Origin of the sequence: Pusillimonas sp. T2 (assembly GCF_002236805.1) — a bacterium.
Classification (GTDB): Bacteria; Pseudomonadota; Gammaproteobacteria; order Burkholderiales; family Burkholderiaceae_B; genus Neopusillimonas.
On record NZ_NIQA01000012.1, the window covers coordinates 12,595 to 36,751 of the forward strand.

Annotated in this window: 24 protein-coding genes; 3 read left to right on the forward strand and 21 right to left on the reverse strand. The window is 53.3% G+C overall.

Annotated elements, in window-relative coordinates; all coding sequences use genetic code 11:
• Positions 1-10 precede the first annotated feature (10 nt).
• Together PuT2_RS14305 and PuT2_RS14310 are read right to left on the reverse strand one after the other, a co-directional pair.
• On the reverse strand, positions 11-682 hold the full coding sequence (locus PuT2_RS14305) for a transporter (protein WP_158214056.1): 672 nt from the start codon (positions 680-682) through the stop codon (positions 11-13).
• Between the two features lie 285 nt (positions 683-967).
• Positions 968-1,972, reverse strand: a complete 1,005-nt coding sequence (locus tag PuT2_RS14310) for a carbon-nitrogen hydrolase family protein (protein ID WP_158214057.1) — start codon at positions 1,970-1,972, stop codon at positions 968-970.
• 188 nt (positions 1,973-2,160) lie between these two features.
• Between PuT2_RS14310 and PuT2_RS14315 the strand changes: the two genes are divergently transcribed.
• On the forward strand, positions 2,161-2,892 hold the full coding sequence (locus tag PuT2_RS14315) for a spermidine synthase (RefSeq protein WP_093971676.1): 732 nt from the start codon (positions 2,161-2,163) through the stop codon (positions 2,890-2,892).
• A gap of 92 nt (positions 2,893-2,984) precedes the next feature.
• Here the strand turns inward: PuT2_RS14315 and PuT2_RS14320 are convergent, their stop codons facing one another.
• From PuT2_RS14320 to PuT2_RS14345, 6 genes are all read right to left on the reverse strand, one after another.
• Positions 2,985-4,487 carry a PepSY domain-containing protein gene (locus PuT2_RS14320; RefSeq protein ID WP_254047012.1) on the reverse strand — a complete coding sequence of 501 codons (1,503 nt, stop codon included), beginning with the start codon at positions 4,485-4,487 and terminating at the stop codon, positions 2,985-2,987.
• Between the two features lie 12 nt (positions 4,488-4,499).
• Complete coding sequence (locus tag PuT2_RS14325; RefSeq protein ID WP_093971678.1) at positions 4,500-6,644, reverse strand: TonB-dependent siderophore receptor; 2,145 nt, start codon at positions 6,642-6,644, stop codon at positions 4,500-4,502.
• A 157-nt stretch (positions 6,645-6,801) separates the two neighbouring features.
• A complete protein-coding gene (locus tag PuT2_RS14330) occupies positions 6,802-7,188 on the reverse strand; it encodes a DUF2946 family protein (RefSeq protein WP_158214058.1) in 387 nt (128 codons plus the stop codon).
• 112 nt (positions 7,189-7,300) lie between these two features.
• Entirely contained in the window at positions 7,301-7,480 is a 180-nt protein-coding gene (locus PuT2_RS14335) for a hypothetical protein (RefSeq protein WP_093971680.1), read from the reverse strand.
• A 5-nt stretch (positions 7,481-7,485) separates the two neighbouring features.
• A complete protein-coding gene (locus tag PuT2_RS14340) occupies positions 7,486-7,749 on the reverse strand; it encodes a hypothetical protein (protein ID WP_093971681.1) in 264 nt (87 codons plus the stop codon).
• Between the two features lie 14 nt (positions 7,750-7,763).
• Positions 7,764-8,090 (reverse strand): hypothetical protein, encoded by a 327-nt coding sequence (locus tag PuT2_RS14345; protein ID WP_093971682.1) that lies wholly within the window; start codon positions 8,088-8,090, stop codon positions 7,764-7,766.
• A 215-nt stretch (positions 8,091-8,305) separates the two neighbouring features.
• Between PuT2_RS14345 and PuT2_RS14350 the strand changes: the two genes are divergently transcribed.
• Positions 8,306-8,644 (forward strand): YnfA family protein, encoded by a 339-nt coding sequence (locus PuT2_RS14350; RefSeq protein WP_093971683.1) that lies wholly within the window; start codon positions 8,306-8,308, stop codon positions 8,642-8,644.
• Positions 8,645-8,707: 63 nt separating this feature from the next.
• On the opposite strand, the gene PuT2_RS14355 is transcribed toward PuT2_RS14350, so the two are convergent.
• The 12 genes from PuT2_RS14355 to PuT2_RS14410 all read right to left on the reverse strand — a co-directional run bounded on the left by PuT2_RS14355 (position 8,708) and on the right by PuT2_RS14410 (position 21,844).
• Positions 8,708-9,886, reverse strand: a complete 1,179-nt coding sequence (locus PuT2_RS14355; protein WP_254047015.1) for an NAD(P)/FAD-dependent oxidoreductase — start codon at positions 9,884-9,886, stop codon at positions 8,708-8,710.
• Positions 9,887-9,893: 7 nt separating this feature from the next.
• A complete protein-coding gene (locus PuT2_RS14360) occupies positions 9,894-11,894 on the reverse strand; it encodes a LodA/GoxA family CTQ-dependent oxidase (protein WP_093971685.1) in 2,001 nt (666 codons plus the stop codon).
• Positions 11,895-12,030: 136 nt separating this feature from the next.
• On the reverse strand, positions 12,031-12,318 hold the full coding sequence (locus PuT2_RS14365; protein WP_093971686.1) for a twin-arginine translocation signal domain-containing protein: 288 nt from the start codon (positions 12,316-12,318) through the stop codon (positions 12,031-12,033).
• Between the two features lie 121 nt (positions 12,319-12,439).
• Positions 12,440-13,117 carry a type 1 glutamine amidotransferase domain-containing protein gene (locus PuT2_RS14370; protein ID WP_093971687.1) on the reverse strand — a complete coding sequence of 226 codons (678 nt, stop codon included), beginning with the start codon at positions 13,115-13,117 and terminating at the stop codon, positions 12,440-12,442.
• 375 nt (positions 13,118-13,492) lie between these two features.
• Positions 13,493-14,929, reverse strand: a complete 1,437-nt coding sequence (locus PuT2_RS14375) for a methylenetetrahydrofolate reductase C-terminal domain-containing protein (protein WP_093971688.1) — start codon at positions 14,927-14,929, stop codon at positions 13,493-13,495.
• A gap of 37 nt (positions 14,930-14,966) precedes the next feature.
• Positions 14,967-15,464 carry a flavin reductase family protein gene (locus PuT2_RS14380; RefSeq protein WP_254047013.1) on the reverse strand — a complete coding sequence of 166 codons (498 nt, stop codon included), beginning with the start codon at positions 15,462-15,464 and terminating at the stop codon, positions 14,967-14,969.
• Positions 15,465-15,592: 128 nt separating this feature from the next.
• Positions 15,593-16,615, reverse strand: a complete 1,023-nt coding sequence (locus PuT2_RS14385) for a methionine synthase (protein WP_093971690.1) — start codon at positions 16,613-16,615, stop codon at positions 15,593-15,595.
• Between the two features lie 26 nt (positions 16,616-16,641).
• On the reverse strand, positions 16,642-17,625 hold the full coding sequence (locus PuT2_RS14390) for a DUF1852 domain-containing protein (protein ID WP_093971691.1): 984 nt from the start codon (positions 17,623-17,625) through the stop codon (positions 16,642-16,644).
• A 211-nt stretch (positions 17,626-17,836) separates the two neighbouring features.
• Positions 17,837-18,727: a LysR family transcriptional regulator gene (locus tag PuT2_RS14395; protein WP_093971692.1), complete on the reverse strand. Its 891-nt coding sequence runs from the start codon at positions 18,725-18,727 to the stop codon at positions 17,837-17,839.
• Positions 18,728-18,865: 138 nt separating this feature from the next.
• The gene (locus tag PuT2_RS14400) at positions 18,866-19,543 is read right to left on the reverse strand and encodes a DUF1345 domain-containing protein (RefSeq protein WP_254047014.1); all 678 of its coding nucleotides are present in this window, start codon (positions 19,541-19,543) and stop codon (positions 18,866-18,868) included.
• A 73-nt stretch (positions 19,544-19,616) separates the two neighbouring features.
• On the reverse strand, positions 19,617-20,942 hold the full coding sequence (glyA, locus tag PuT2_RS14405) for a serine hydroxymethyltransferase (RefSeq protein ID WP_093971693.1): 1,326 nt from the start codon (positions 20,940-20,942) through the stop codon (positions 19,617-19,619).
• A gap of 44 nt (positions 20,943-20,986) precedes the next feature.
• Entirely contained in the window at positions 20,987-21,844 is an 858-nt protein-coding gene (locus tag PuT2_RS14410) for a YggS family pyridoxal phosphate-dependent enzyme (RefSeq protein ID WP_093971694.1), read from the reverse strand.
• 111 nt (positions 21,845-21,955) lie between these two features.
• Between PuT2_RS14410 and PuT2_RS14415 the strand changes: the two genes are divergently transcribed.
• Positions 21,956-23,449 carry a PLP-dependent aminotransferase family protein gene (locus PuT2_RS14415; protein WP_093971695.1) on the forward strand — a complete coding sequence of 498 codons (1,494 nt, stop codon included), beginning with the start codon at positions 21,956-21,958 and terminating at the stop codon, positions 23,447-23,449.
• A 70-nt stretch (positions 23,450-23,519) separates the two neighbouring features.
• Here the strand turns inward: PuT2_RS14415 and PuT2_RS14420 are convergent, their stop codons facing one another.
• A complete protein-coding gene (locus PuT2_RS14420) occupies positions 23,520-24,044 on the reverse strand; it encodes a hypothetical protein (RefSeq protein ID WP_093971696.1) in 525 nt (174 codons plus the stop codon).
• Positions 24,045-24,157: the final 113 nt, after the last annotated feature.

A 24,157-nucleotide genomic window follows, 5' to 3' on the forward strand; every position in this document is an offset into this window, starting at 1 on the left:
ATGTGAGGCCTCAAAAGTCATAAGACAGACCGGCAGTCATCATTGTACTGCGACTGCCGTCTGTTTTCCTCCAGTTGGGCGAGACCATGACCCCCAGGCCAACTTGCACGTCTTTAATCGGCGTATAACTGATGCCAAACTGACCAAACGGGGTGTACTTCCCTGTATCGTCGGTATTTGTGGCTGCGCCCAGGCTCACCCCCAAAGACCACTGTTCATTAAGCACCCAAATGGGTGCCACTGAAACGCTCCAGAGATGTCGGCGAGGCTCGTCTTCTATTGAGCGGGAATAACGGTTACCCGAGTACCCCACATTAAAATGCAGCTCGTAGTCACTCGACACGTATGAGCTGATCCAGATCAGCTCAAAGTTGGTTTTTGCCGAGCCAAGCCCCTTAGCCTCGCTTCTTTGGCTGACAGGCAATATCAATGAGGGCATGAGTGCAAAACTCCATCCGCGATTCTGGTCACCCGCAAAGAGCCACTGTGCACCCACTTGGGTGTTTTGCCAGCCAGCATACGGATTACCTTGACGCGCTTTGTTTATAAATACGTCAAGGTTGTCTGTAACGCCATACGTGTACGACCAAAGCAGCGTATTGGACGCGTCGGTTGTGACCTCCATTTCATCGCCGGCATCATTTAAAACAATGGCACGATCTTTTTGGTACGCGAAACTCATCTCGATTTCGCTTTTCCCTTTGCCTTCGGTATCTGCATCGTCAAAATCAAAGGGAAAAAAGGCGTTTGCGCTACACGGCAAAACTAAACAAGCCAATAAGGCCCAACGCCTTGGCAACACAGTGAATCGCATGTTTGTCTTTCAAGATGAAATAAGCTGCCGGCTTTTCTAGACCACGCCATCCTGAACCGACAACGTGCTTCATGTCCCCAAAATCGAGCACTTCATTATTTTGCGCGTAGTTTACCTAAGCAGTATCCGTTCGGGGATCTTAATGAGTGCCGCTCAAACCACTTTAGTCGAAGCACTGGCAACCCTAATCACCCCCTGCTGCACTGTTGATTCGGGCAATGTCGTGTGCGGGGTGCGGTCAAGGTCGAAGCGGAACACATCAGGTCGATCGTAATGGCCGGCTCCGTCGGCAAAGTACTTCGCAAAAGCAATCATCGATAAATCCAGATCGGCAAAAATAACCGCCTCGGTATCGCGGTGCGGCTCGGCCAACCACTTACCATTCGGCCCCATAAAGCCGCTGATCCCGCCACCCACCGTAGGTGCATCTGGGCCAGCCGGCACTGCCAAGCGCTCCACCATCTCTTCAGAAATACGCCCTTGCACCACGATCACATAAGTTTGCGCGCAAATTGCGTGGGCTGCTGCCAACGTGGTGGCATAGTGATTGAAATCGCCTGCATTCGGATCAGCATGGGTAGCATTGATAGCCGGCCACGACGCGACGTGAATCTGCTCGCCCATCGCTGTAAGTGCGTGGCGCGCCAGGCTCATCGTGTGTTCAAAACAAATCAACCCGCCAACCCGCGCAAAACCCGTATCCACCACAAACAAATCGCGGCCGTCGCCCTGGCCCCACACGGTACGCTCGGCATTGGTAGGATGCAGCTTGCGGTGCTTCGCTACTAAACGCCCCTCGGGCGAATACCACGCCATGGTGTTGTACAAGGTGCCACCGTCACGCTCGTTAACCCCCAAACTTACCCAGACCCCCGCCTCGCGAGCAGCCGCCGCAATCGCATCCGATTGCGGGCTGGGCAGCTCAATGGCATTACGATACAACTCGGCAAAAAACGGCGCGGCATACTTTGTTGTGTGCGACCAGATCCAGTACGGATAGCCCGGCAAAAACGTTTCAGGGAAGGCAACCAAGCGTGCTCCACCCGCCGCAGCTTCGTGAATAAACTCGACCGCCCGCCGCACACCGGCTTCCAGGTTCAAAAAAGGCGCTGCTGCATGCACAGCTGCCACACGAACGGTCTCGAACGAAGTCGTCATTAAAGTCTCCTGAGCAAGTTGGGTTAAATGCAAAAACAGGCGTACCGTTACCATACAGTATGCGGCATCGCAGACGTGCAAACCGTAGCAAGCCCCAGTGGGGGGGTCAAGCAATTTCGAACAACGTGTACGGCGCCTATTTGACGAACACCGGCACTAACTAATACTCCGCAAAAAAGCGACTTTTCATGGTAAATATTGTTGAACTCGACGGCGTGCGTAGCATGCATTTCGGCACTGCCGCCGTACAAGGCACAATGCGCATCGACCAGCCCAATTCGATCGAGCTGGAGTACGTTCAACAAATGATGATGTGGCTACTGTTTCGCGACAACGCCGCACATATTGTTCAGCTTGGCCTGGGCGCAGCGGCGCTAACAAAATTTTGCTACCACCACCTTGCGCCCTCAAGAATCACAGCAGTCGAGCTCAACCCTGAAGTCATTCAGGCATGCCGAAGCCACTTCGCGTTACCAAACGACGACGACCGACTGAAGGTTTTAAGCATGGATGCGGCAGATTACGTCACAGATTTTTCGCGACGCCGCTCGGTCGATATTTTGCAGGTTGATTTATACGATGCAAAAGCACATAGCCCAGTTCTTAGCTCTGAAGCCTTCTACGGGGCCTGCGCAAATATCCTGTCACGCACAGGCATGATGACCATAAACCTGTATTGCGACTGGCCTGAACACCTTGCGCACATTCGGATGATCGAAAACGCCTTCCCTGCCGTCGCCTGGTTACCTGAAGTCCACGATGGCAATATGGTAGCTATTGCCTTTAAACAGCCACCGTCAATCGATTTTGACGCGCTTTACGCACGCGCCGAAGATGTTTCTGCCGCATTCGGCCTGCACGCACAAAGCTGGGTTGCAGGGCTTTACAGCTGGATGAGCCAGGACATCGGGGAAGCATAAGCCGCAGATGTAATGACCCTGCGGAACCAGTACAGTTCGTGAGGCTAATGCAGGATTGAAGCGCCTCGGGGCGCTTCAATCTTTGATTTTCACTACTTATACAGACGCATCACCCGTCGCCACCCAATACGCACGCCGGCCAGTGTCACCGCCAGCCCGCCCAGGCTCAGCACCATGATGACAAGGTCGCGAAGCGGCCCCGTACGCAGCAGGCCCGGCGTATCCCAACTATGAAGAAAGTAAAACAGCCAACGGCCAGTTCGCTGCGAGGTATCCAGGCTGGTTACCACAGCGCCCGTTTGCAGGTCGATATACACGCGCGTGCGCCCCGGGTCGGCAAAGTCTACGCGTAACGCGGGCAAGCCCAACTGACGTGCGCCGTTCATGGCCTCGGCATGCCGCCGGTAATAATAGGCATCGTCTACACGCAGTACTTCGTTGCCGATCAAGGGATACGAAAACAGCTGGGCGGCCGCAGCCAGTGCTTGGGCAGCAGGCCATGACAGGCTGACAGCCAAACCGCCCTGCCCATCGTCGCGCACCAGACGGGTATGCGCCTGTCGGTCGTATGCCAGTACATACGTTTCGGCATTCAGGCTTCGCCAGTGCAGTTCGACCGGCAAAAAGCCGGACTGGTGCAAGGTCTGAATGACGCGTGAAGGCTGTGCAAGCGGCCCGGCAGGTAAGCTGCCACCACCGTAGTACGCGACGAGGTTGGGCTTTATGTGTTTAGGCGAGAATATGCCCAGAGGGTTCATGGACATCAGGCCGCTGAATATCCAGGCCAGGATCACGCCTCCGAAAAGCAACCCTGCAATATGATGCCAACGCATCCATGGCTCCCGATACGGAGTGCGAGCCCCTGTTTTGTAGCGGCCGTTAAAACGCCAGCGCCACACGCCGACGACACAACCCGACAACGCGCTGACGGTGCACAAGGCCGATAACCCAATGACTAGCCAGGACCAGATCGGGTCGACCGAGCCGTCTTTGAACATATAGAGCCAGTGCAACCAGGCCCCCACGTAACTCCAGCGTTGCTGGGACAAAGGCGCATCGAGGACCACCTGACCGGTAACTCCGGACACATACAACGTGCCCGGAAGGGGACCGTCTACGGAAATGCGGTGCAATGGCCGATGCGCATCGAGACTGCGTGCATGCGTCCAGCGATCTTCATCGATAGCGTCGTCGTAGCGCAATGTCGCATTCGGCAAAAATACCGCCGCCTGTGCCAATGCGCGCTCGGGCGTGACAGGGCCCAGGCGCTGTCCATCCCGGGCGCTATAGGCTAAAACGCCCTTCCCCGCGTTGCCCAACACATAAGCAGGCGTGTCGGCAATAACCGTCAGAACAACGGCGGCGTCACCGACGAAGCGGTCGTCCGGCAAGGTATCCAGCGTCACACAGCATTCGGTCACCGACAACTCGGGCGACGCGGCCAGGCGCTCCCAAGGGGTGAGCTTGGGATAACCGACGAAAAGCATGACGATGCCGCTGACAAACCAAAGCGCCATCAGCATGCACCCGACCACACCCGTCCATCGATGCACCAGATACGTCAGGCGCTTTGTACGGGCCATCAGATTCATCATGATGCCCCAGACCTAGAACCGATGGTCCAACGTCAGCTCGAAGCGTCGCCCCGGGCCATACAGCCATTGCATGGTGTTGTAGTAAGCCGTGGTGAAGTAAGCCTTATCAAATACGTTGTAGCCGCGCGCGGTAATAGACGTATCTGTCCCGACATCCCAGCGTATGGCCAAATCGGTTGTGGTGTACGACGGCAGGGTCAATGTATTTGCGTTGTCGGCATAGCGCTTTCCTACGTAACGCAGCCCACCCATTGCTGTCCAGTTAGGCAGAAAGTCCCAGCTTACCCATACATTAGCCAGACGCTGTGGCACGTTCGGCGGCACATTGCCACTGCGGGACACCGCCCTGCCACCCGACGATTCATTAAAATCATCGTACCGTGCCTGAAGTACCGTGGCATTGGCTTGCACGCGCCAGTGCCGCGCAACGGCCAGCTCAATCGAGGCCTCAACCCCTCTGGAAGAGCGTTCGCCAACCTGCACACTTTGGCTCGGATTGATTGGGTCGCGGGAGATTAAATTGTTTTTGCGAATGTGGTAAACCGACAATGTCAGCGCGCCCCGGTCATCCCAAAAATTACTTTTAACCCCGACTTCAACCTGACGCCCTTGGGTCATCTTGAAGTCTGCATTGGCGGGGCTAAGCATGAGCAAAGCGCCTACCGGATCAGCCGCCTCGGAATACTGTGCATATACGGCGGTGTCGGCGGTCAAATCGTAGACCGTACCCAGTCGCCAGCCCACGTTGGCGTATCGCTTCGAAAAAGCTTGCTGCCGGGACACCAGATCATCACGACGCAGTTGAGTTTGGTCGTATCGCACGCCTGCCACCAACGACCACCGATCAGTCACTTCAGTGCGGTTCTCTGCAAACAACGCAACCTGATTCGCCTTGTTGCGATAACGCGGGATGAATGCAAAATCACTTCGGAAGTAGCCCGGATCGGGATCGTACAAGTCGACAGAACCGGAGCTACCACTATAGGTATTGTTGTCATGCTGAAACCGGCTACGGCTCAGATCAAATCCTATCGAGAAAGTCGAGGGCATGTGAGCCAAGCGCCACTTGAATGTCGCATCAGTCGCCCAACCGGTTTGGCTCTGGTCGTGAGAAATTTGCGTGTTGCCGGAACGATCAATCCGTCCGGTTTGCGCGTTGTAATCGTAATACTCGGCATTGCGCCAATCACGCCGGCTTGTCACATGGTAAAGGCGCGAGCTTACCGTCAAGTCATCATTGGGACGCCAGAAAATAGCTAATTCTGACCACTGATCGCGAAACCGCATGACGCTGTCTTCAACGTTGTAGTTTGTTTTTCGCAAACCTCGCTGCGGGCTACCGTCAACCAACGGTGTTCCAAAATATTGCATGGGGCGCTGATAACCGTACGCATGGCTTACTCGAAAACTAAGCTCGGGCGTGGCGTCGAACTGCAAAGCACCCGAAAACGTGGCATCGGAATTATCCCCCCGATCTACCCAACCATCGCTGCGATTGCCGCTCAGATCTACGCGATAAGACAGCCGATCGGTCAGACTGCCGCCGCTCCCCAGGCCAAGTCGCTGCGTATTGTCGCTGCCCACCGAGGCCTGCAGCTCGTTTTCTACGGGTCCAACCGTGGGCTTTTTGGGAATAACATTAACCACCCCGCCGATAGCACCCAAGCCATAGATGACAGAAGCCGGCCCGCGCAACGTCTCGATACGGTCAACCGACCACGTATCGAACGGAAAGGTAATGCCCACATTACCGTATAGCGCAGTGCCATCGTAAAGGCGCATGACAGATGCGCTATCGCTGAACCCACGAACAGACAGGGCGCTCAAACCATTACCTGGATGCGGCATGGCACTAAAACCGGTGGACCAGGTAATGGCCTGTGTGATGGACGCATCCCCCCGCTCCTCGATGTCCTCACGCGAAATGACGTCAAGACTGGCCGGCGTCTGCCGCAGCGTTAGCCCCAGATTAGAGCCCGTAGACGCGGGTTGCGTCATCGTCGAGCCGCGCTCTCCGGAAATAGTAATGGGCGCCAGCGTAGGCGTAGCTTGCTGCGCGCCAACGCGATTGGCCAGCAGCAGGAATGAAAATGCAATGAACGCACGAAGCACAGCCAGCACGCCCTGAACGTGCTTGGCATTAAATAAATACCGCATAGAAATACTCCTGACATCTGCTGAGGTTGCGTGCACGCGCAAGCGCGCCGCCCGGCGCAAGCGCACCGGCTGGAAGCAACGACTCAGCAAAATGAAATGACTAAGGTGTGTCGTGACCAAGACTGGACCACGACATCAAGCTACCTATAGTGAGATGTCAGGAGATAACGGGGGGTGCTCGCGCTCTGGCAGGACTCCAGAGAAAAGCCAGTGGCGCAGGGGCATCGTCGACAACCCAATGCGCGCAAGTTTGGGCGACGGGCTGCCATGAAGATGGCGCTGCAGTATCAGGCGGTGTCGCACTGTAAAAACACAGTAAACAAAACCCGTCTTGTACGCTGGCTGCAACACTGCTGGCGTCGGACGAGTCGTTCTCAACCTCGACCTCGACAAGCTGGGAACCGCCGGCATGACACAACTGCATCAGAACCGTGCGCGCAGTAGCCCGGTTGCCCGAAGCGCCCGCCCACACGGGGACCGCCATCGCATTCAGAAACGCGAGCAGCAGCAACCAAGATGTCCAGCGTCGCACTGGCGCGTTCATGCGCATGACAGCTATTTGTCCCCCTCTTTTTAACGCCGAAATATTAGCATTGAAAAGTGGACGAACTTTTTGCTTATACCGTCCAACAATTCAACGTGTTGATTCGCACAGTTTAAGTCGACAATTGCAGTAAACCCGCGGACTGTCGAGCTGAGAAGCTGTCGGTCGCGTGGCCAGAGAGCTTGAATACGGCCACGGCACCAACCAGTGCCTCGGCTTGGGTCAGCAAACTTTTTGCTGCTGCAGCCATTTGCTCGACCAACGCAGCATTTTGCTGTGTCGCCTGATCCATCTGTCCTACGGCTTCACCGTTGCAGACAACTCTTCCATCGAAGCGGCCGTTTCTTCAAGCGCACTGGCCTGATTCACCGTACGTGCCGAAAGGTCTTGATTACCTTGGGCAATTTCATGACTGGCAATCGATACAGCCTGACTGCCTTGACGAACGCTGGCCACAATGTTTTCCAGACTTTGCCGCATGTTTTCCTGCTCGCTGATCAACTGGGCCACTTCATCGCTGCCTTTAGCCACAAGCGGGTGCGTCATATCGCCGTGGCTCATGTGGTACGCGGCTTTCAATGCGCTTCGAAAGCGCTTGTCAGCTCGGACATTGCGCTTCCGACCTGATTGCTTGGCTGAACGACAGACTCACGCAAAAACATCAGCAGCGCCCCATCTTGCCCTAGCGGCGCATTACGCACCAACTGGACGATGTCGTCTGTGGCTTTCTGATCTGCCGCCGATAGGGCCTTGACCCGATCAAACGCTTGGGCACGCGACGCGTCGTCGGTCAACCGGCCCGCCTGATCCATTAACTCGACGCTGCGCTCTCGGCCTTGCTGCAAACGCGCCAACGCGCCTTCGCGCTCTTTAGCGCTGGCTGCCAAAATGGCGTCGCGCAACGCGTAGGCTACTCCTTAATCAGTGAAAATACATTTAAATAACGCCGGCTTTTTTGAGTGTCTGCCGGGCACAACACTCAAGCGCAGCCGGCGGTACAAATGACACGCAGACAGAATCGTGATGCCTACTTACAATCGTCCCGTATCACCGTCAAAATGATCAATGCTTTGCTGAAAGCCGCCCCAGACAATCGACAACAAAGAAACTCATCGCCATGGAATTTTTCAAGACACTCGGGCTTTTCGCGGCTACTGCTTTAGCCGAAATCATTGGTTGCTACCTGCCCTATCTTTGGCTTAAGCAAGACAAATCAGTATGGTTGTTAGTACCTGCCGCCGCCAGCCTGGCTATTTTTGCCTGGTTACTCACCCTGCATCCTGCGGCCGCAGGCCGTGTCTATGCCGCGTATGGCGGCGTTTACATCAGCGTTGCCATGATTTGGCTGATCGTGGTGGATAAGGTTAAACCGACAAGTACCGATTGGATCGGTGTGGCGGTAAGCTTGCTTGGCATGGCTATTATTATGTTTGGGCCACGCAGCACGAGCGCGTAAAGGGTCTGTCTGAATCAGACAGGTTGACTACAATCGGCCAGGGCAACGACCAAGTCCCTCTTTTCAGGGCAACGAACTACGACGCCGCCAAAATGGCTGGTCTGTCCATCGGGGTTGGGTCTGATAATAAAAATCGCGTTGCGACACGTACTTGTCCCACAGCTGTTGCTGCTGCAAAACATACTGACCTATATAGTGATTGTCGCGACCCAATGCGCGATCGTTAACCGGGTTGTCAGACAGTGCGTAGTGAATCAGATGCCCCGCATGACTGCCCGATCTAAGCGCTTTGTCGATGCCTTGAGACGACAACGGGTCGTAAGCCTGGGCGGCATCGCCAACCGCCATCCAGGCATCACCGCAAAACGACGCCAGCCGCTGGCTGTTGGCCGCAGCACCTCGAATGGTGCCCAATGGGCGATACGCGTGATCGGCCAGCAAAGGCCCAATATGGGCCGAATCGCCCAAGATTTGCTGGAAGCCCTCGGCGCTGGCCGCCAACCTGGCAAGCGATAAGTCTTTGTCGGTATGAAACACCACCAAGCGGCGCGTTGTGTCGTCTTGGCCACCTGGCAGGCGGTTGGTGTACCACCAGCCATGCGGCCCGGCCTCGATTCGGGTGTAGCAGTCGTCATCTTGCGCTGACGTTGCGAACCATTGTGCATAGGCAAACAATTTGTCGTCGGTTTCAAGCGCCGTAATACCCAGCGCCTTGGCCACGGAAGAACGTCGCCCGGTACAGTCGACCAGATACCGTGCCTGGTGTACTGGCACACCGTAGCTAAATTGCACTTGCCAGTTGGACGTTGAGTCAACGAGCCGGGTGCAAGATTCAAAGCGGGCGCCCGTCAGTAGTGTCACACCTTCAGCAACCGCCTTCTGGCGTAAGGCTTCATCAAAGGCCACCCTATCAACGCATAAACCAAAACCCGTTTGGGTAAAGAAGAAGTCGGTGGTTTGCGCCTGATCGGTCGCCCAAACAGAAACGTTGCCGGCGGTATGAAACACGCCGCACAGCCCCGCTTCGGGCGCATCAATGTCGCCTAAAAAATGCTTAACCAAGCCCACACATACGGGTGGCAGCGACTCACCCAGTTTAAATTTAGCGCCGCCCTGCTCGTCGACCAATAAAACACGCTGGCCAAACTTGGCCAGCGTTATTGCGGTGGCAGACCCGGCCGGCCCGCCACCGACAACGATAACGTCCCATACCGTATCGGTGGCTTCTTCAGGCGATGACACCAAAAGGTCAGTTCCCTTTGGCGGGCGGACGGTTCAATGACGGATCTCGCTCTTGCTCGACAAACACAACAGACCCGTTATCTTTCAGGAAGTCGCCATCGGCCGTCTTGATAGGCAGCACCATGCCCAGCTTTGGCCAGGCATAAGCCATCTGCTCATAGCCATCGGTAGACGACAAGGGCTCGCCATCGGCGTCGTAACCGCGGAACCACTCTTTATAGGTGCGGGTTTTGGTATTGGCATCGTATTCGAAGACGATGTCGGGACGCTGCGTGGGCCACCAGGCCTCGTTGCACGACCAGAAATCGCCCTGCCACGGACTGGACATAAATGCCGAAAGCGAGCCGGGTTCGACGTCTTTTCCAACCCTGAACGCCTCGGCAAAAAACTCACGATAAATAATCAGGTAGGGGAACTCGATGCCTGGGTGAAATCCGCCACCAATGGTGGGTTGCAGCGCGGCGCTATCCAGAGCATGTGGCTGATCGTTGAGTGGCAACTTGTCAAACGCGACGGGCTTTTGCATCTCGCCAACTTCAAAATCCCCTTCGGCCCAATTCTTCAGATGGGCCAATTGCCAGTCCGTCAGACTCAGGAACTGATCGGGCAGGTCGTTACCCAATTGTTTGTTTTGCAAGGGTTTGCCCCCTGTACCCCACAGTTTGGGCATCAAGGTATCGACTTCGGCGCGTTTAAATTCATCATTCTTCCAGCTGGTCGGGCGCTGGGGAGGCGGCGGCATCAGCGAGTCGACCAAGCGCCCACGCTGCCCAGGGGCATGACGCATGAGGCGATAAATGGTCTGCCGAATCGGCTTCATGTTCTCGGCCGGATTGCTTAGCAAGGCCAAGTAGCCCGGGTTAAGCAAGTTACCGGACTGGGCCGGACCATGCCCTTTATTCTTGGCGTCGGGCAAGACCCCCGCCGCTTCTGCGCTAACCCAGCCGTAATGCACCGCGTTCGCAAATATCGGATAGATATCCCGATAGAAATTGGTTTTTTTGCCAGCATTGGGATAGGCCTCTGGGAAGGCTTCGTACACGCGGTCGAGGATGGACACGACGTGGTACATATGGGGCGCATACTTAGGCGGCGCCGTGATGATCCAGGCGCCGGCGTTGGGGTTGCGAGTGCCGTCGTCTGTTTCTGTCTTGACGTTGTCCCGTGTGCTTAACACCGTGCCGTCGCTGAGCGTTACTGTGGCGTCAATTTCACCGCCACAGGTGTCGTCCCACCAGCCTGGCACGTTGAAGTATGCAAACTGATTGGTTAACGGATTTTTACCGTTGTCCGGCCCGTTGGGCGGCTCGACGAACTCGCTGGGGTTCGACAGCATTACCTTGGGTGTCGTGACGCAGTCCCCTTTTCCGGGGGCAGGCACAAACAACAAACGGCTTTGTGCATCGAGCCGCAATTGACCTAACTCAATACCTTTGGCCGGCGTGTACGTCACCTCAACTTCTTGCGACGTGTCTTTGGGTGTAAACCCCTCAAACCGCAAGGCCCCTGGCAGCTTGCCCTTTTCAATACCGGTAAATACATCACCCTTCATGACCACAGGCTCTGTCTGACCAGAGGTAATGGTATGAACGCCTGGATCAATGATCAGTTGCGTGCGCTCGATGGGCTTCTTGCCGGGTTGAATGGACGGATTGCGTAACTCGTCTGGGTCAAACAAATAAGCGCCCTGAAACGCATAGTTTGCCGCTTTCATGTTTCTGACATGAACGCGCCAGCGTAAAGACTTGACCAGCTCAGAGTCTGACGTGAGCTCGGCAACAACCTTGCCGTCGGCGTCATAGGCATACACGCGATAGCGCTGCGCCTGACGTTTAAGCCGTGCCTTGCTGTCGCGATAAGTGCCGCCATCGGGGCCAGGGCCACCACTGCCGCCGGGATCAACGACAACCCCAGGTGCCTCTGGGCCGATAAAAAATTCATCACTGTTCCCCATACGTGCAAGACCAATACCGGGATGGATGCGAATACTTTTGATTTTTTGGGACACGACGCGGCTCCTTTTGGGGTGCATCTGCTGGGCATCAGGCAAAGCGCGACTTAATCAACGACCGTTGCACGGCCCTAATAGATAGAGGAAAGCCAACGCTTAACGCTGGCCAAGAGTATGGCAAAGCAAAGTAAGGTCAGACCGCGCTTAAAATTTTCCAGTCAACCAGATCAGCCGACGCCACGGTATAGCGGTTGCCATGATGCTCGATTTCGGCGTAGGTTAAATCACCCGAGCGGCGATGCCCGCGCAATGCAAAGCCGCCACCGAAGCCCGCCTTGATAGATTTTTCGATGTGTACTTTGGTATAGGTAATCGACGGATTGGATGTGCTACCTAACGCAGCCGCACCAGCCAAACCCGGCACCAACAACACGCACGCACTGGTGCACCCTTTTATAAAGTCTCTACGCTTAGTGTTCATGGGCTGCAGCTCCTGGAGTTTGCGTGTATTAGTTTGAATTTATCTAAAGATTACCGTATCTGTGTTTCAAATTAAAGGTTTGATGCTAATAAATTAGGATGGCAAAGTTCGCGAAGATTGATCAGCCCAAAATCTTCAGCAATGCCTTGGCAGTGGGCTCGGATGACGCCGGGTTTTGACCGGTAATCAGCAGGCCATCGCTGACCACGTATGGTTGCCAGTCATCGGCTTTGCTGTAATTGCTGCCGTTCTTTTTCAACATGTCTTCCACCAGAAACGGCACCACTTTAGTGAGACCGACGGCCTCTTCCTCGGTATTGGTGAAACCGGTGACTGACTTGCCTTGGACCAGCGGTTTGCCGTCGGCCGACTTAACGTGGCGCAGCACGCCGGGTGCGTGGCATACGGCAGCCACTGGCTTACCGGCGGCGAACATGGCTTCAATCAGCGCGACCGATGTGGAATCTTCGGCCAGATCCCATAGCGGGCCGTGACCGCCTGGATAGAATACAGCGTCGAAGTCGGCGGCCGAGACCTCCTTCAGCCTTTGCGTGTTGGCCAGTACGGCCTGAGCTGCCGGGTCATTCTTGAAGCGCTGAGTGGCGTCGGTCTGCGCCGACGGATCATCGCTCTTCGGATCCAGCGGCGGCTTCCCACCATGGGGCGAAGCCACGGTAATCTGCGCGCCAGCGTCCTTAAATACATAGTAAGGCGCGGCGAACTCTTCCAGCCAAAACCCCGTCTTCTTGCCGGTATCCCCCAGCTGATCGTGCGAAGTAAGAATCATTAGCATTTTCATTAATTGTCCTCTTTGAATGGGGGATGGGAATGCGAGGGGCCTTGTCGACGCAGCCTTATTCATTGGCTGCGCCAACCACCAGCTTACTAAAATTGCTGCCTGAGATGTGAGCGGGAATGTATTTACCCTGCTATCTACCTTTATTTCACGCCTGCCCACATTATGTTCTGCTAGTTAACGAAAGTATTCAATACCTTTGAATGCACTTTAACTGGGCACTGAGTTTGGATCGGACTGGCGGAAGTTGAGCGTCAAGGCTGTTGCGGCCGTAGTCACACGTTCGATGAAAAGAGTCGAAATAGCTAAATTTCCGCTCTGAGGTAGCCAAAAATTGAAAATTAAGCTTTTATTGAGTTTGCAACTTTGTTGCTATTTTCACCGATCAGGGTCCTGCTTGAACCATTTAGGCCAAGAACTTTGGCGTCGGTCTCTTGCATCGATGCACGGGGTAACGGACTGGCGTAGTAAAGGCAATTGATTAACAGATTTGGCAATACGATATTTGACGCTGTGTATGCATTCACGATCACCAAATTCACAGCGATTAAGATGGGTACCACCGCAAGGACCATTGGCAAGGCCTTTGGGACACGTCTCCGGGCACACATAAAAGGTGTCATGCAAGCGGCAATTACCACAAGTATCACAACCGACCAGCGGCCGTTTAATGGCTCGTTCTAACGCGTGCAGTGCACTGGCAGCAGTACTATTTTTCCAGAAAGGCCGCGTCACATTCCAGCCAAACGCTTTGCTTAGCCATCCGTAACGACTAAAAAATAAATGATGGACCTTGGACAGCAGCGTGTATCGCAGCTGCTCTAGATGGGATGCTTTAACATCGGATTGCCCTATTTCCCAGCTGGCACTCTCTGGCGTGAAGCAGACTTTAGGAGCCCCTGGTATCTCCCAGCTTTCCAACCACAGTTCCATCCAATCAGCCACGGAGCTTATACGGTCACGATACCTGCCGATGACTTGTTCCAATGCAATCAGCTCATCCAAGGCATGCACACCTGACACATAAACCCCGGCATATCCCATCAGCTGAAGACCGACGATTTGCAAGCCCAGACGCTCGAAGCTTCGTGTGTCAGCGTAGCTCAAGGACACATTCAGCTCGCGATCCAAGACGGCACGCATGGATTTGGTGATAACAATACCTGGCACATGATTAAGCCCAGTTGCGCGTTTAGCGGTCAACTGCATCACGCAGGCAAGCATTGGTTTCGTATCCGCCTGGGTACTCATCCAAGTTTGCGCCTCAAGATGCTTGGCAGCATCAAAACCCAACTGCAAAGTCAAAAAATCGGCGCCAGCCAAGATTTTTTTTTGCGCTTTCAGGTACTGGGCACAGCCTTCTTCTTCGAGGTACTTAAATGGGTTCAATGCTGCACCCAGAAGCCAGTCAGGACAATGTGTACGAGCAATCTGTAATGCAGGAACCGACTCAAGATAGTGTACCGGGGACTGCTCGGGATGGTGGCCTGGCAAGCGATCACCACTTAGAAGCAATAACTGGCTCAAACCACGGGCCTTCATCTCATCCAGGTAGAGCAGTAGGTCTATGCGTTCACGATCCTTGCCTGAAAAATGGAGCAACGATGAGGACGGATCGCCCAGTGCTGCTGCACCCTCAAGTGGGCTGAGATCGCAGTGCAAACCAACCCTATCGGAGAAAGATAGAAACAGAGGCCAACCGGCTAAATGTCCGCGTCGCAAAATTTTTTTATGTGCGGAGGTGCTCGACGATGACTGTCGAGGAATAATCTCCAATACACAGATAAATTGGCCGTCGAGCAGGGCTTGCTTCATTGCGTTAAATACGGCTCGGTACTTTCTGAATAAGGTTTCAGGCTACGGCTTGATCCGCAATGATGTGATATTGCCCTTTAAAGTACACCAAAGGTTGCCTAATGGCCGAGTATTCGGGGCCTAGAGCTTTGACCTCGCCTATCACGATGACGTGATCACCCGCCGCATGCTCGGCATAGATTTCGCAATCGAGCCATTGCACGCTGTTCGCGATGACAGGATTGCCTAATGGCGATTCCCACCATTCGATGCCTTGCCACTTGTCGGCCCCCCTCTGGGCAAATTGGTTGGATATTCGGACCTGCTTATCTGACAAGATGTTGACTGCAAATCGACCTGCCTGGCGAATCTTCGGATAGCTGGCAGAACCAGCCATAACGCTGAAAGACACCAGCGGCGGATTCATCGATACGCTGTAGAACGACTGACAGGTGAAGCCGATTGGCTCACCTTCGACTAACGAGGAAATGACTGTGATGCCCGACGCATAGTGTCCGAGCGCTTTGCGAAAGTGGGACGAATCGATTGACGTCATGTTGGATGACATGGTGGGGCCTGATTGTTGCATACCACTTTTATGAATTGAGGAGAAATCGAAATGAAAGAGGACAAAGTGTCGTCGCTGGTTAAATTCGACGACACTTTGTCCTCTCGAAGTTATTTCTAAAGCTCTTGTCGCACAATTTCTGCGCCTGCCGCCAAGGCGCGAAGCTTGCCTCGTGCCACGTTGCGTGCCAGCGGCGCCATGCCGCAGTTGGTGCAAGGATAGAGTTTGTCGGCGTCAACAAACTGAAGTGCCTTTCGCAACGTATTAGCGACTTCTTCGGGCGTTTCAATGGTGTTGCTTGCCACGTCAATAGCGCCGACCATGACCTTTTTACCGCGGATGAGCTCGATCAAGTCCATTGGAACATGCGAGTTATGGCATTCCAGCGAAACGATATCGATAGTGGATTTTTGCAACTTGGGGAAGGCTTCTTCATATTGCCGCCATTCGGATCCCAGCGATTTTTTCCAGTCGGTATTGGCTTTGATGCCGTAGCCATAGCAGATATGAACAGCGGTTTCACATTTTAGGCCTTCGATCGCCCGCTCGAGAGTGGCAACGCCCCATTCGTTGACTTCATCAAAAAAGACATTGAATGCAGGTTCATCAAACTGGATGATGTCGACCCCAGCGGCTTCCAGCTCCCTAGCCTCTTGGTTGAGGATTCTGGCAAATTCCCAAGCCAGCTTTTCACGACTTTTGTAATGGGCGTCATAGAGCGTATCGATCATCGTCATCGGGCCTGGCAGGGCCCATTTGATCGGTTGATCGGTTAATTGACGAAGGAATTTTGCGTCTTCAACGAAGACCGGTTTTTGACGTGAGACGGCTCCCACAACGGTCGGCACACTTGCATCGTACCGATCACGGATCCTGACCGTCTCGCGCTGTTCAAAATCAACGCCATCCAGGTGCTCAATAAACGTGGTCACAAAATGCTGCCGCGTCTGCTCGCCGTCACTGACGATATCGATCCCGGCAAGTTGTTGCTCTTGTAAAGCTAGGCGCAGCGCGTCCAACTTGCCTTCAACCAACTCTTCGCCCTGCACTTTCCAAGGGGACCACAATTTTTCGGGCTCTGCGAGCCAGGAAGGTTTGGGCAAACTGCCCGCCGTCGACGTCGGTAATAGTTTTTTCATGATGAACAACCTGATTGTTAGTATTCTTAAAGCGCGCCGTCGGCGACCCATTGCGCCAGCGTCGCCTGATACGGCTTGATGAAGTGCTCTTGCGCAAATTTCCCTTGCTGAACGGCCAAGCGGCTACGCTCTTCACGGTCATAAATAATGCGGGTCGGCGAATAATCCCGATTTGTCAGGCGTGGGCGATATAACTTGCCCGCTTCGGCATTGGCGTTGTAGATCTCAGGTCGGTAAATCTTCTGGAAGGTATCCATCGTGCTGATCGTGCTGATCAATTCGAGATTCGTGTAATCGTTGAGTAAATCGCCAAAGAAATAGAACGCAAAGGGGGCTTTGCAATTTGCAGGCATGAAGTACCTGACTTCCATGCCCATCTTCCTGAAGTACTCGTCGGTCAGAGAGTAGTCGTCCTGCACATATTCGACCCCCAAGACGGGGTGCTGGTTGTTGGTGCGCTGATAGGTCTTGCTGGTTGAGACACTCAGGCAAATGACGGGTAGCTTGGAGAAGTTCGCTTTGTAGGCGTCCGAGTTCAAAAATGCTTTGAAAAGTTTTCCGTGAAGGTCGCCAAAATTATCTGGCAGACTGAAGTCGGAACCGTCTTTTTTATGGTCTGGCAGCACTACGCTAAAGTCATAGTCACGAACGTAAGACGAAAAGCTATTTCCCGCGATGCCCTCGATGCATTCGTTGGTTTTTCGATCAACGATACTGGTCTTCAATATTTCAATCAGTGGAAGACCATTCCCGGCGCTCTCGCCATTGATATCCATTTCAACAGAAATGATGTCAATGGCCACACTGTAGCGATCGCTCTGCGGGTTATCCCAATGCGCTAACGCATTGAACCGGTTGTCGATCATCTTGAGCGTATCGCGCAGATTCTCTTGACGACCAGTTCCTCTGGCCAAGTTTGCAAAGTTGGTAGTGAGACGCGTCGCTTCTGAAGGACAATAGTCCTCGTCGAAACGAGTACGCTTGACGGCAAATGTGAACTCTTTATTCATGTGACTTCTAACCTAAATTTTTAACTCGCTGCATCTTGAATAGATGCTTGAGTTGAATGTTAGGCAATTCGTCTCATGAAAAAAAGTGATTTAATTTCATCTATTGATGATGTTTTCTCATGCGATAGATTTAATCAAGCAATTCACCGGTCAAATTTCGGCATGTACAACATAGATCAAGAAGCCCCCTACCCTATCCAGGCGGATCTCGTTACTTCGTCTCAAGAGCCTTTGCTTTGTCGATAAATGAGCGCACGTAATCAATGTCTTTGTCAGCCTCACGAATACCAAGAAAGATGTTTTTGGCAATCCCGTGCTTGCCTAGTTTCACTGGAACAATATTCATTTTGTTTGTGTATTCCAGTACTAACCAACGTGGCAATGCCGCTACGCCGCGACCGCTAGCGACCATCTGCAAGATGATATCGGTTGTTTCGATGGGCTTATGGCTTTTGGGCGTAATTCCTGCTGGTGTTAGGAACATGCTGTAAATATCCAGACGCTCGACAGGGACCGGATAAGTCACCAAGACCTCATTGGTCAACTCTTTTGGGGTTATAAATTCCTTTTTGGCCAGTCTATGATCGGCAGCAACGACTAAAACTTGCTCGTAATCAAAGACGGGCTCAAATATCAGCCCTGGCTTGTTCAGTGGATCAGGTGTGACCAGAAGATCTATTTCATAGCCAAATAAAGCGCCAATGCCACCAAACTGGAACTTTTGTTTGACGTCAACTTCTACATCTGGCCAGGCAGTCAGATAGGGCGAAACAATCTTAAGTAGCCATTGGTAGCAAGGGTGACACTCCATGCCGATGCGCAGCGTGCCACGTTCGCCCTGCGCAAACTGCTGTAGCCGTTCTTCAGCCAAACTCAATTGCGGCAGCACCCGGTTGGCCACAGAAAGCAGATATTGGCCCGCTTGTGTCAGCCGCAGGCTGCGGCCTTCACGCAACCAGATATCAGTACCCAGTTGTTGCTCTAACTTTTTCATGCTGTGGCTCAGAGCCGATTGTGTGACATGAAGAACCGTCGCAGCGGCGGTAAGTGAGCCTTGCTTTTCAACCTCTTGTACGATGGACAGATGAATACGATCGAGCATGGTCTATGAATTAAATTCACTTTTTGTTTAGATAAAAATATTTTACTTCATCAAAAATCATTCTTATCATCACGGGCCTTAGCGCTGCACGTACACGCTTTCAGTGTTGCCCGATCGCAACCGCCACAGGCCAACAGCTCACATATTCCCCGCCACAATATTTACACTTAGTGCAATAACGAACACATTAAAGAAAAATGCAATCAGGCCATGCACCAAGGCAACGCGTCGGATTTCCCGTGATTTGATCTGCACGTCGGAAACCTGGAACGTCATCCCGATAACAAACGCAAAATACACAAAATCCCAATAGTCTGGGTCAGTGGTACCGGGGAAATACAAGCCGGCATGTTCACTTTTGTTGTCGCCGTAAAACTCATGGGCGTAGTGCAGCGCGAAGATGGTGTGCATGAACAACCAGGCCAAAACCAAGCTGCACACCGCAAGCACAATATGAAGACTATCTGCCTGTCGCTTTGGATGCAGCCCCCCTGCCAACGCCACTAACACCACGGTTGCTACGGCTGCCGTACTTAGCAAAAACCCCCAATAATCTTCGTCTTCTTTATGGGCTCGTTCCCGGATGGACGCAATATCTGAGCGGAAAAACATGATGGCTGTCGCGACCAAAAAAGCCACGACAGCGATGTCAAAAGCCAAGAGCAAGCCAAGCTCGGGGCGCAACCCGAGAAATACCAGCGCAATGGCGAGCACAATAAAAATCAAAACGCTGACCGTAAAGTAACGACGCCGATGCATGCGCTGCCAGCTTCGTCTCATCCATCCGATAGACACCTTATCTTTTTCAACGATCATGGGCCCACCCTTATCTAAGATTCGCTCGTACTGTAGCAAATTGCCGGTGGTGCTGGGCGGGCAAAAAAGAGCCTCAATAAGAACGCGCCTTCGCAAGTTCTAACGTAACGTTGTCACCCGCGTCATTCTGAACATATACGGGATAGTTCCGGCACAAACCCATGACTTTCTCGCGAGTCGTCTGAGTGAGCTTCGTTAGCGAAGCGTTACCGACTTCCAAGGCATCCAGCACATCGCACAACCAATCAGCCAGCAGCTCGCACTCAGGCTCAGTGAATCCTCGTGTCGTTACTGCGGGTGTGCCGATGCGCAATCCTGATGTGACAAATGGCGAGCGCGGGTCGTTGGGTACTGAATTCTTATTCGTCGTTATGTATGCCTGGCTTAACGCAGCGTCGGCGTCTTTGCCTGTATAGGGCTTATCAGACAGGTCGATCAGCATCAGATGATTGTCAGTGCCGCCCGAAACAATCTTGTAGCCGCGCCGCTGGATGACTGAAGCCATTGCGCGAGCGTTTGATACCACCTGGCGTTGATAGATCTTGAATTCAGGTGCCAACGCCTCTTTGAAGGCTACCGCTTTAGCGGCAATAACGTGCATCAACGGACCGCCCTGAATACCAGGAAATACGGCAGAGTTGAGCTTTTTATAGAACTCCTCGTTTTGGCCTTTAGCAAGAATGATCCCTCCGCGTGGCCCGCGCAAGGTCTTGTGCGTCGTGCTGGTCACGACATGAGCGTGAGGCAGTGGGTCCGGGTATTCGTCTGCCGCTACCAGACCCGCAACATGGGCCATATCTACCCAGAAAATGGCACCAACCTTGTCAGCAACAGCGCGCATCCGTTCCCAATCTTTATAGCGGGAGTAGGCCGAAAAGCCACCGATCAATATTTTGGGTCGAGTTTCCAGCGCGATGCGTTCCATCTCGTCGTAATCAATCAGGCCCGACTCGGGGTCAAGTCCATAAGGCACGATCTTGTAGTGTCTGCCCGAGAAATTAGACGGATTACCGTGAGTCAGGTGGCCACCTTGAGCTAAGTTCATGCCCATTACGGTATCGCCAGGATTAGCCAGTGCCAAAAACACCGCAGCATTGGCCTGAGCACCCGAATGTGGCTGAACATTGGCGTAATCGCAGTCGAACAGCGCTTTTACTCGCTCAATGGCTAGCCTCTCGGCTTCGTCCACGTACTCACAACCGCTGTAGTAACGTTTGCCCGGATAGCCCTCTGCGTACTTGTTAGTAAAAACAGAGTTCTGGACGGCCATCACGAGTGGGCTTGCGTAATTCTCGGAAGCAATCAGTTCAGCGTGATCCTCCTGGCGACGTTTTTCATGCTCAAGCGCTTTAGCCAGTTCGGGGTCAAAATTCGTAAGGGTTGCGGAGGTGTCATGCATGGGTTGGTCCTTTGCTCTTGCAGTTCATGAGGTAAGTTGATCAGCTAACTGATATCGCCGTTGTTTGGCCAGTAATGGCTATCGGGCAAATTTCGGCCTCCAAAAATGGCCTGCCCGATACGCACGACGGTGGCCCCTTCTTCAACGGCAATCTCGAAATCGCCAGACATGCCCATGGATAATTCGTCCAGGCTCACCTGAACGGGCGCACTCTGCCTGAGTTGATCGCGCAGGCTGCGTAGAAGCACAAAGCACTGACGCACTCGCTCAGCCTCAGCGCTGAAAAGAGCGAGCGTCATCAGGCCACGCACACGAAGCGCAGAAAAAGCAGGCAACGCTTGAATGAATGCCCCCACATCCTCAGGGGCCAGCCCATACTTACTCGCTTCGCCGGAAGTGTTGACCTGTACGAATACATTCAGCGCGCGGCCTTCCGCTTGTAAGCGGCGATCCAATGCCTCGGCAATATGCAAGCTATCGAGTGCTTGAAACTCAGTCGCAAATCGAGCCACCAATTTGGCTTTATTGCTTTGCAGGTGGCCGACGATCGACCACTGAAGATCGCTTAGGTCCTGCATGGACTCCCATTTTTGATGGGCTTCTTGTAACTTGTTCTCCCCGAACATTCGACAACCTGCCTTGTAGGCCATGCGCAGGCTAGACTGCGGCTTGGTCTTGCTCACGGGCAACAGACGTACCGCCAACGGGTTACGCCCAGCGCGCTGGCAGGCAGCATCAATACGAGCACGTACGGTCGACAAATTACGTCTGAAGTCATTAACCGTAAGGGCTTCGGCATAACGACCATGCTGGTCGTGACAGGTTCTTGTAATCAGGCCCGCCCCAGCGGGGTGCGCGAGATCGCTCAAACGAGTGGGGGAAGATGCAGGGACAGATTTCATGGCCTGGGACGGGTTCCTGAAAACAATTGAACGGGAAAACCTGACAAACAAATTTATAGCTTTAAAATGGACTGATGTTCCCATCCATTTTTTTATAGCTATACAGACCAATTGTTTAAACACGCCCAACTCGAATCTGTTAAAGCCTGGATCGGCGATCCCGCGCAAAACGCCCTGCCGCTGTATACGCGCATACAGCGTGGCATCCGGCAATTGATTCTCGATGGCACGTTGGACGTCGGTAAGCCGCTACCCGCATCACGTGCCTTGGCGAAATCACTAAACGTATCCCGCGATACGATCGAATCGGCCTATAGCCAGCTGCATGCTGAAGGCTTTATTGAGCGGCGTGTTGGCAGTGGTAGCTTCATCTCGGAACGAGTACATCGGCTCCCAAGACGTCAGTCAGTTCAGCAGACCAAGCTTAGCGATGAGGTTCGACCTCTTAGCCGACGCGGTAGCACAATGTTCCAGGGCGGTGGCTTGCGAGACTTCCTGGCGCCTAGACCCTTCGCGCCAGGCATACCGGAAACACGCAATTTTCCACTACAGACATGGGAACGCCTGGAACGACAAGTACTTAAAGAATATGGAACAAAGGCGTTGACGCACAGTGACCCGCAAGGGTTAGAGCCGCTGCGCCGCGCAATTGCAGATTATGTGAACCTCGAGCGCGGTGCGCACGCAACACCCGAGCGCATAGTCGTACTGACCAGCTCACAACAAGCGATGACACTATGCGCTAACGTGCTGTTAGACCCGGGGGACTCAATTTTTATTGAAGATCCGGTCTACCAAGGCGCACGGAAAGCATTCGATGCTGCAGGTTTGACTTGTGTACCCGTACCGCTAGACACCAATGGCCTGCTGGTGGAGCATCTTGAGAACGCCGCAAAGACATCCGGCAATTCAGCCAAGGCCGTTTATCTCACACCGTCACACCAATTTCCTACCGGGGCCACCCTTGCGTTGGACCGACGGTTAGCCATCATTGAATGGGCCAGGCAATACCAAAGCTGGATCATCGAAGATGACTACGACAGCGAATTTCATTACGAAGGTAAACCGACGGCCTGCGTGCAGGGCCTAGACCCCTATGACCGTACCATTTATATCGGGACGTTCACCAAATCATTATTTCCGGCCCTGCGTATTGGCTACATGATCCTGCCTTCAAAACTGGTGGTTCCAATGACGGTAGCGCGCACATTGCTGGACGGCCACAGCGCGGCCATTCCACAACTTACACTGACTCGGTTTATCGAGGGAGGTCATTTCGGCGCGCATATAAGAATCATGCGTGCTGTTTACGCCGAACGACGCGACACGCTGGCAGAACTGATACATAAGCACTTAGGTGAATTCGTAACGTCGTACGTGCCTGCCGGAGGGATGCAGATGCCCTGCCTGCTTAATAAAAACATTTCCGAAAAAAAATTGGTGGATTCCGCGAAAAAAGCGGGTGTTGATCTATTGGGACTCAGTTCACTTCATGCGTCAGATCCGCTGAAAGCCGGCTTTCTCATGGGATTTGCTGCCCATGCCCCACACGAAATGGAAGTCGCCATAAAAAAGCTAGCGGGTATTATGCGTGTGCTCTCGTAGAAAATTGCGATGTTCCGTAGGCTAGCCGCAGTCGATCAGACCGCGTGCCGTTCGATACGCTAAATGAAGGTTAGGCGTACCTTGCCGCAAGTTTGAGGAACTGCCCAAATGCGAAAAGCGCCCTATCAATTTTTCGGGCATTGTTTCCTCCGAAAGTGCGTAGAAAAGGGATGTACTCATCTTTATAGGCTGCATACTTCTGCTTATTCGTCGTACCGATCTCAACGATCTGGCCAGTCTTAATGTATTGCATCGCGCGAAACGTATGCTGATCGAAGATAGGCCACTTCTCTGGCTCTAAGCAGTGCAGATAAAAGATGTTCCAGATCGCGCCGCCAGGTTCCTTGTGATTGAGGTAACGAGCGCGATGATCGCCGCTGAAAATCAATGGGTAATTTTCTAGAATGCTGCGCGTCTTAGACTTGGATATGACGCCTCCGTTTTTCCACTCAAAAAGCTCGTGGCGAGACTTCTCGGTCAGCGGCAAGCCGATGTTCTGTGTGTACTTTTCTTCTGCTGGATATTCGTACTTCGCTTGCCAATGCTCTAAGAAGGACGTTTTATCTTTTGTTTTAATTTCGAAAGAAAAATGCATGGGTAGCACAGAGGTTCCTAGCAACTAGTATTACTGTAAATACTGTAGCAGACATGCCGAATAGCCGCTTTACTGTATATGCGCGAGAGGCAGCTTTGGGTCGAAAACAGCCA

What these genes read in the sequence shown, in the direction of transcription:
- PuT2_RS14310 (WP_158214057.1), bottom strand. Translation starts at nt 1,972, where the DNA reads ATGACGACTTCGTTCGAGACCGTTCGTGTGGCAGCTGTGCATGCAGCA.
- PuT2_RS14325 (WP_093971678.1), bottom strand. Translation starts at nt 6,644, where the DNA reads ATGCGGTATTTATTTAATGCCAAGCACGTTCAGGGCGTGCTGGCTGTG.
- PuT2_RS14335 (WP_093971680.1), bottom strand. Translation starts at nt 7,480, where the DNA reads ATGGATCAGGCGACACAGCAAAATGCTGCGTTGGTCGAGCAAATGGCT.
- PuT2_RS14420 (WP_093971696.1), bottom strand. Translation starts at nt 24,044, where the DNA reads ATGCATTTTTCTTTCGAAATTAAAACAAAAGATAAAACGTCCTTCTTA.
- PuT2_RS14340 (WP_093971681.1), bottom strand. Translation starts at nt 7,749, where the DNA reads ATGAGCCACGGCGATATGACGCACCCGCTTGTGGCTAAAGGCAGCGAT.
- PuT2_RS14315 (WP_093971676.1), top strand. Translation starts at nt 2,161, where the DNA reads ATGGTAAATATTGTTGAACTCGACGGCGTGCGTAGCATGCATTTCGGC.
- PuT2_RS14365 (WP_093971686.1), bottom strand. Translation starts at nt 12,318, where the DNA reads ATGAACACTAAGCGTAGAGACTTTATAAAAGGGTGCACCAGTGCGTGC.
- PuT2_RS14375 (WP_093971688.1), bottom strand. Translation starts at nt 14,929, where the DNA reads ATGAAGCAAGCCCTGCTCGACGGCCAATTTATCTGTGTATTGGAGATT.
- PuT2_RS14305 (WP_158214056.1), bottom strand. Translation starts at nt 682, where the DNA reads ATGAGTTTCGCGTACCAAAAAGATCGTGCCATTGTTTTAAATGATGCC.
- PuT2_RS14330 (WP_158214058.1), bottom strand. Translation starts at nt 7,188, where the DNA reads ATGAACGCGCCAGTGCGACGCTGGACATCTTGGTTGCTGCTGCTCGCG.
- PuT2_RS14320 (WP_254047012.1), bottom strand. Translation starts at nt 4,487, where the DNA reads ATGATGAATCTGATGGCCCGTACAAAGCGCCTGACGTATCTGGTGCAT.
- PuT2_RS14400 (WP_254047014.1), bottom strand. Translation starts at nt 19,543, where the DNA reads ATGATCGTTGAAAAAGATAAGGTGTCTATCGGATGGATGAGACGAAGC.
- PuT2_RS14350 (WP_093971683.1), top strand. Translation starts at nt 8,306, where the DNA reads ATGGAATTTTTCAAGACACTCGGGCTTTTCGCGGCTACTGCTTTAGCC.
- PuT2_RS14380 (WP_254047013.1), bottom strand. Translation starts at nt 15,464, where the DNA reads ATGACGTCAATCGATTCGTCCCACTTTCGCAAAGCGCTCGGACACTAT.
- glyA (WP_093971693.1), bottom strand. Translation starts at nt 20,942, where the DNA reads ATGCATGACACCTCCGCAACCCTTACGAATTTTGACCCCGAACTGGCT.
- PuT2_RS14395 (WP_093971692.1), bottom strand. Translation starts at nt 18,727, where the DNA reads ATGCTCGATCGTATTCATCTGTCCATCGTACAAGAGGTTGAAAAGCAA.
- PuT2_RS14390 (WP_093971691.1), bottom strand. Translation starts at nt 17,625, where the DNA reads ATGAATAAAGAGTTCACATTTGCCGTCAAGCGTACTCGTTTCGACGAG.
- PuT2_RS14385 (WP_093971690.1), bottom strand. Translation starts at nt 16,615, where the DNA reads ATGAAAAAACTATTACCGACGTCGACGGCGGGCAGTTTGCCCAAACCT.
- PuT2_RS14370 (WP_093971687.1), bottom strand. Translation starts at nt 13,117, where the DNA reads ATGAAAATGCTAATGATTCTTACTTCGCACGATCAGCTGGGGGATACC.
- PuT2_RS14410 (WP_093971694.1), bottom strand. Translation starts at nt 21,844, where the DNA reads ATGAAATCTGTCCCTGCATCTTCCCCCACTCGTTTGAGCGATCTCGCG.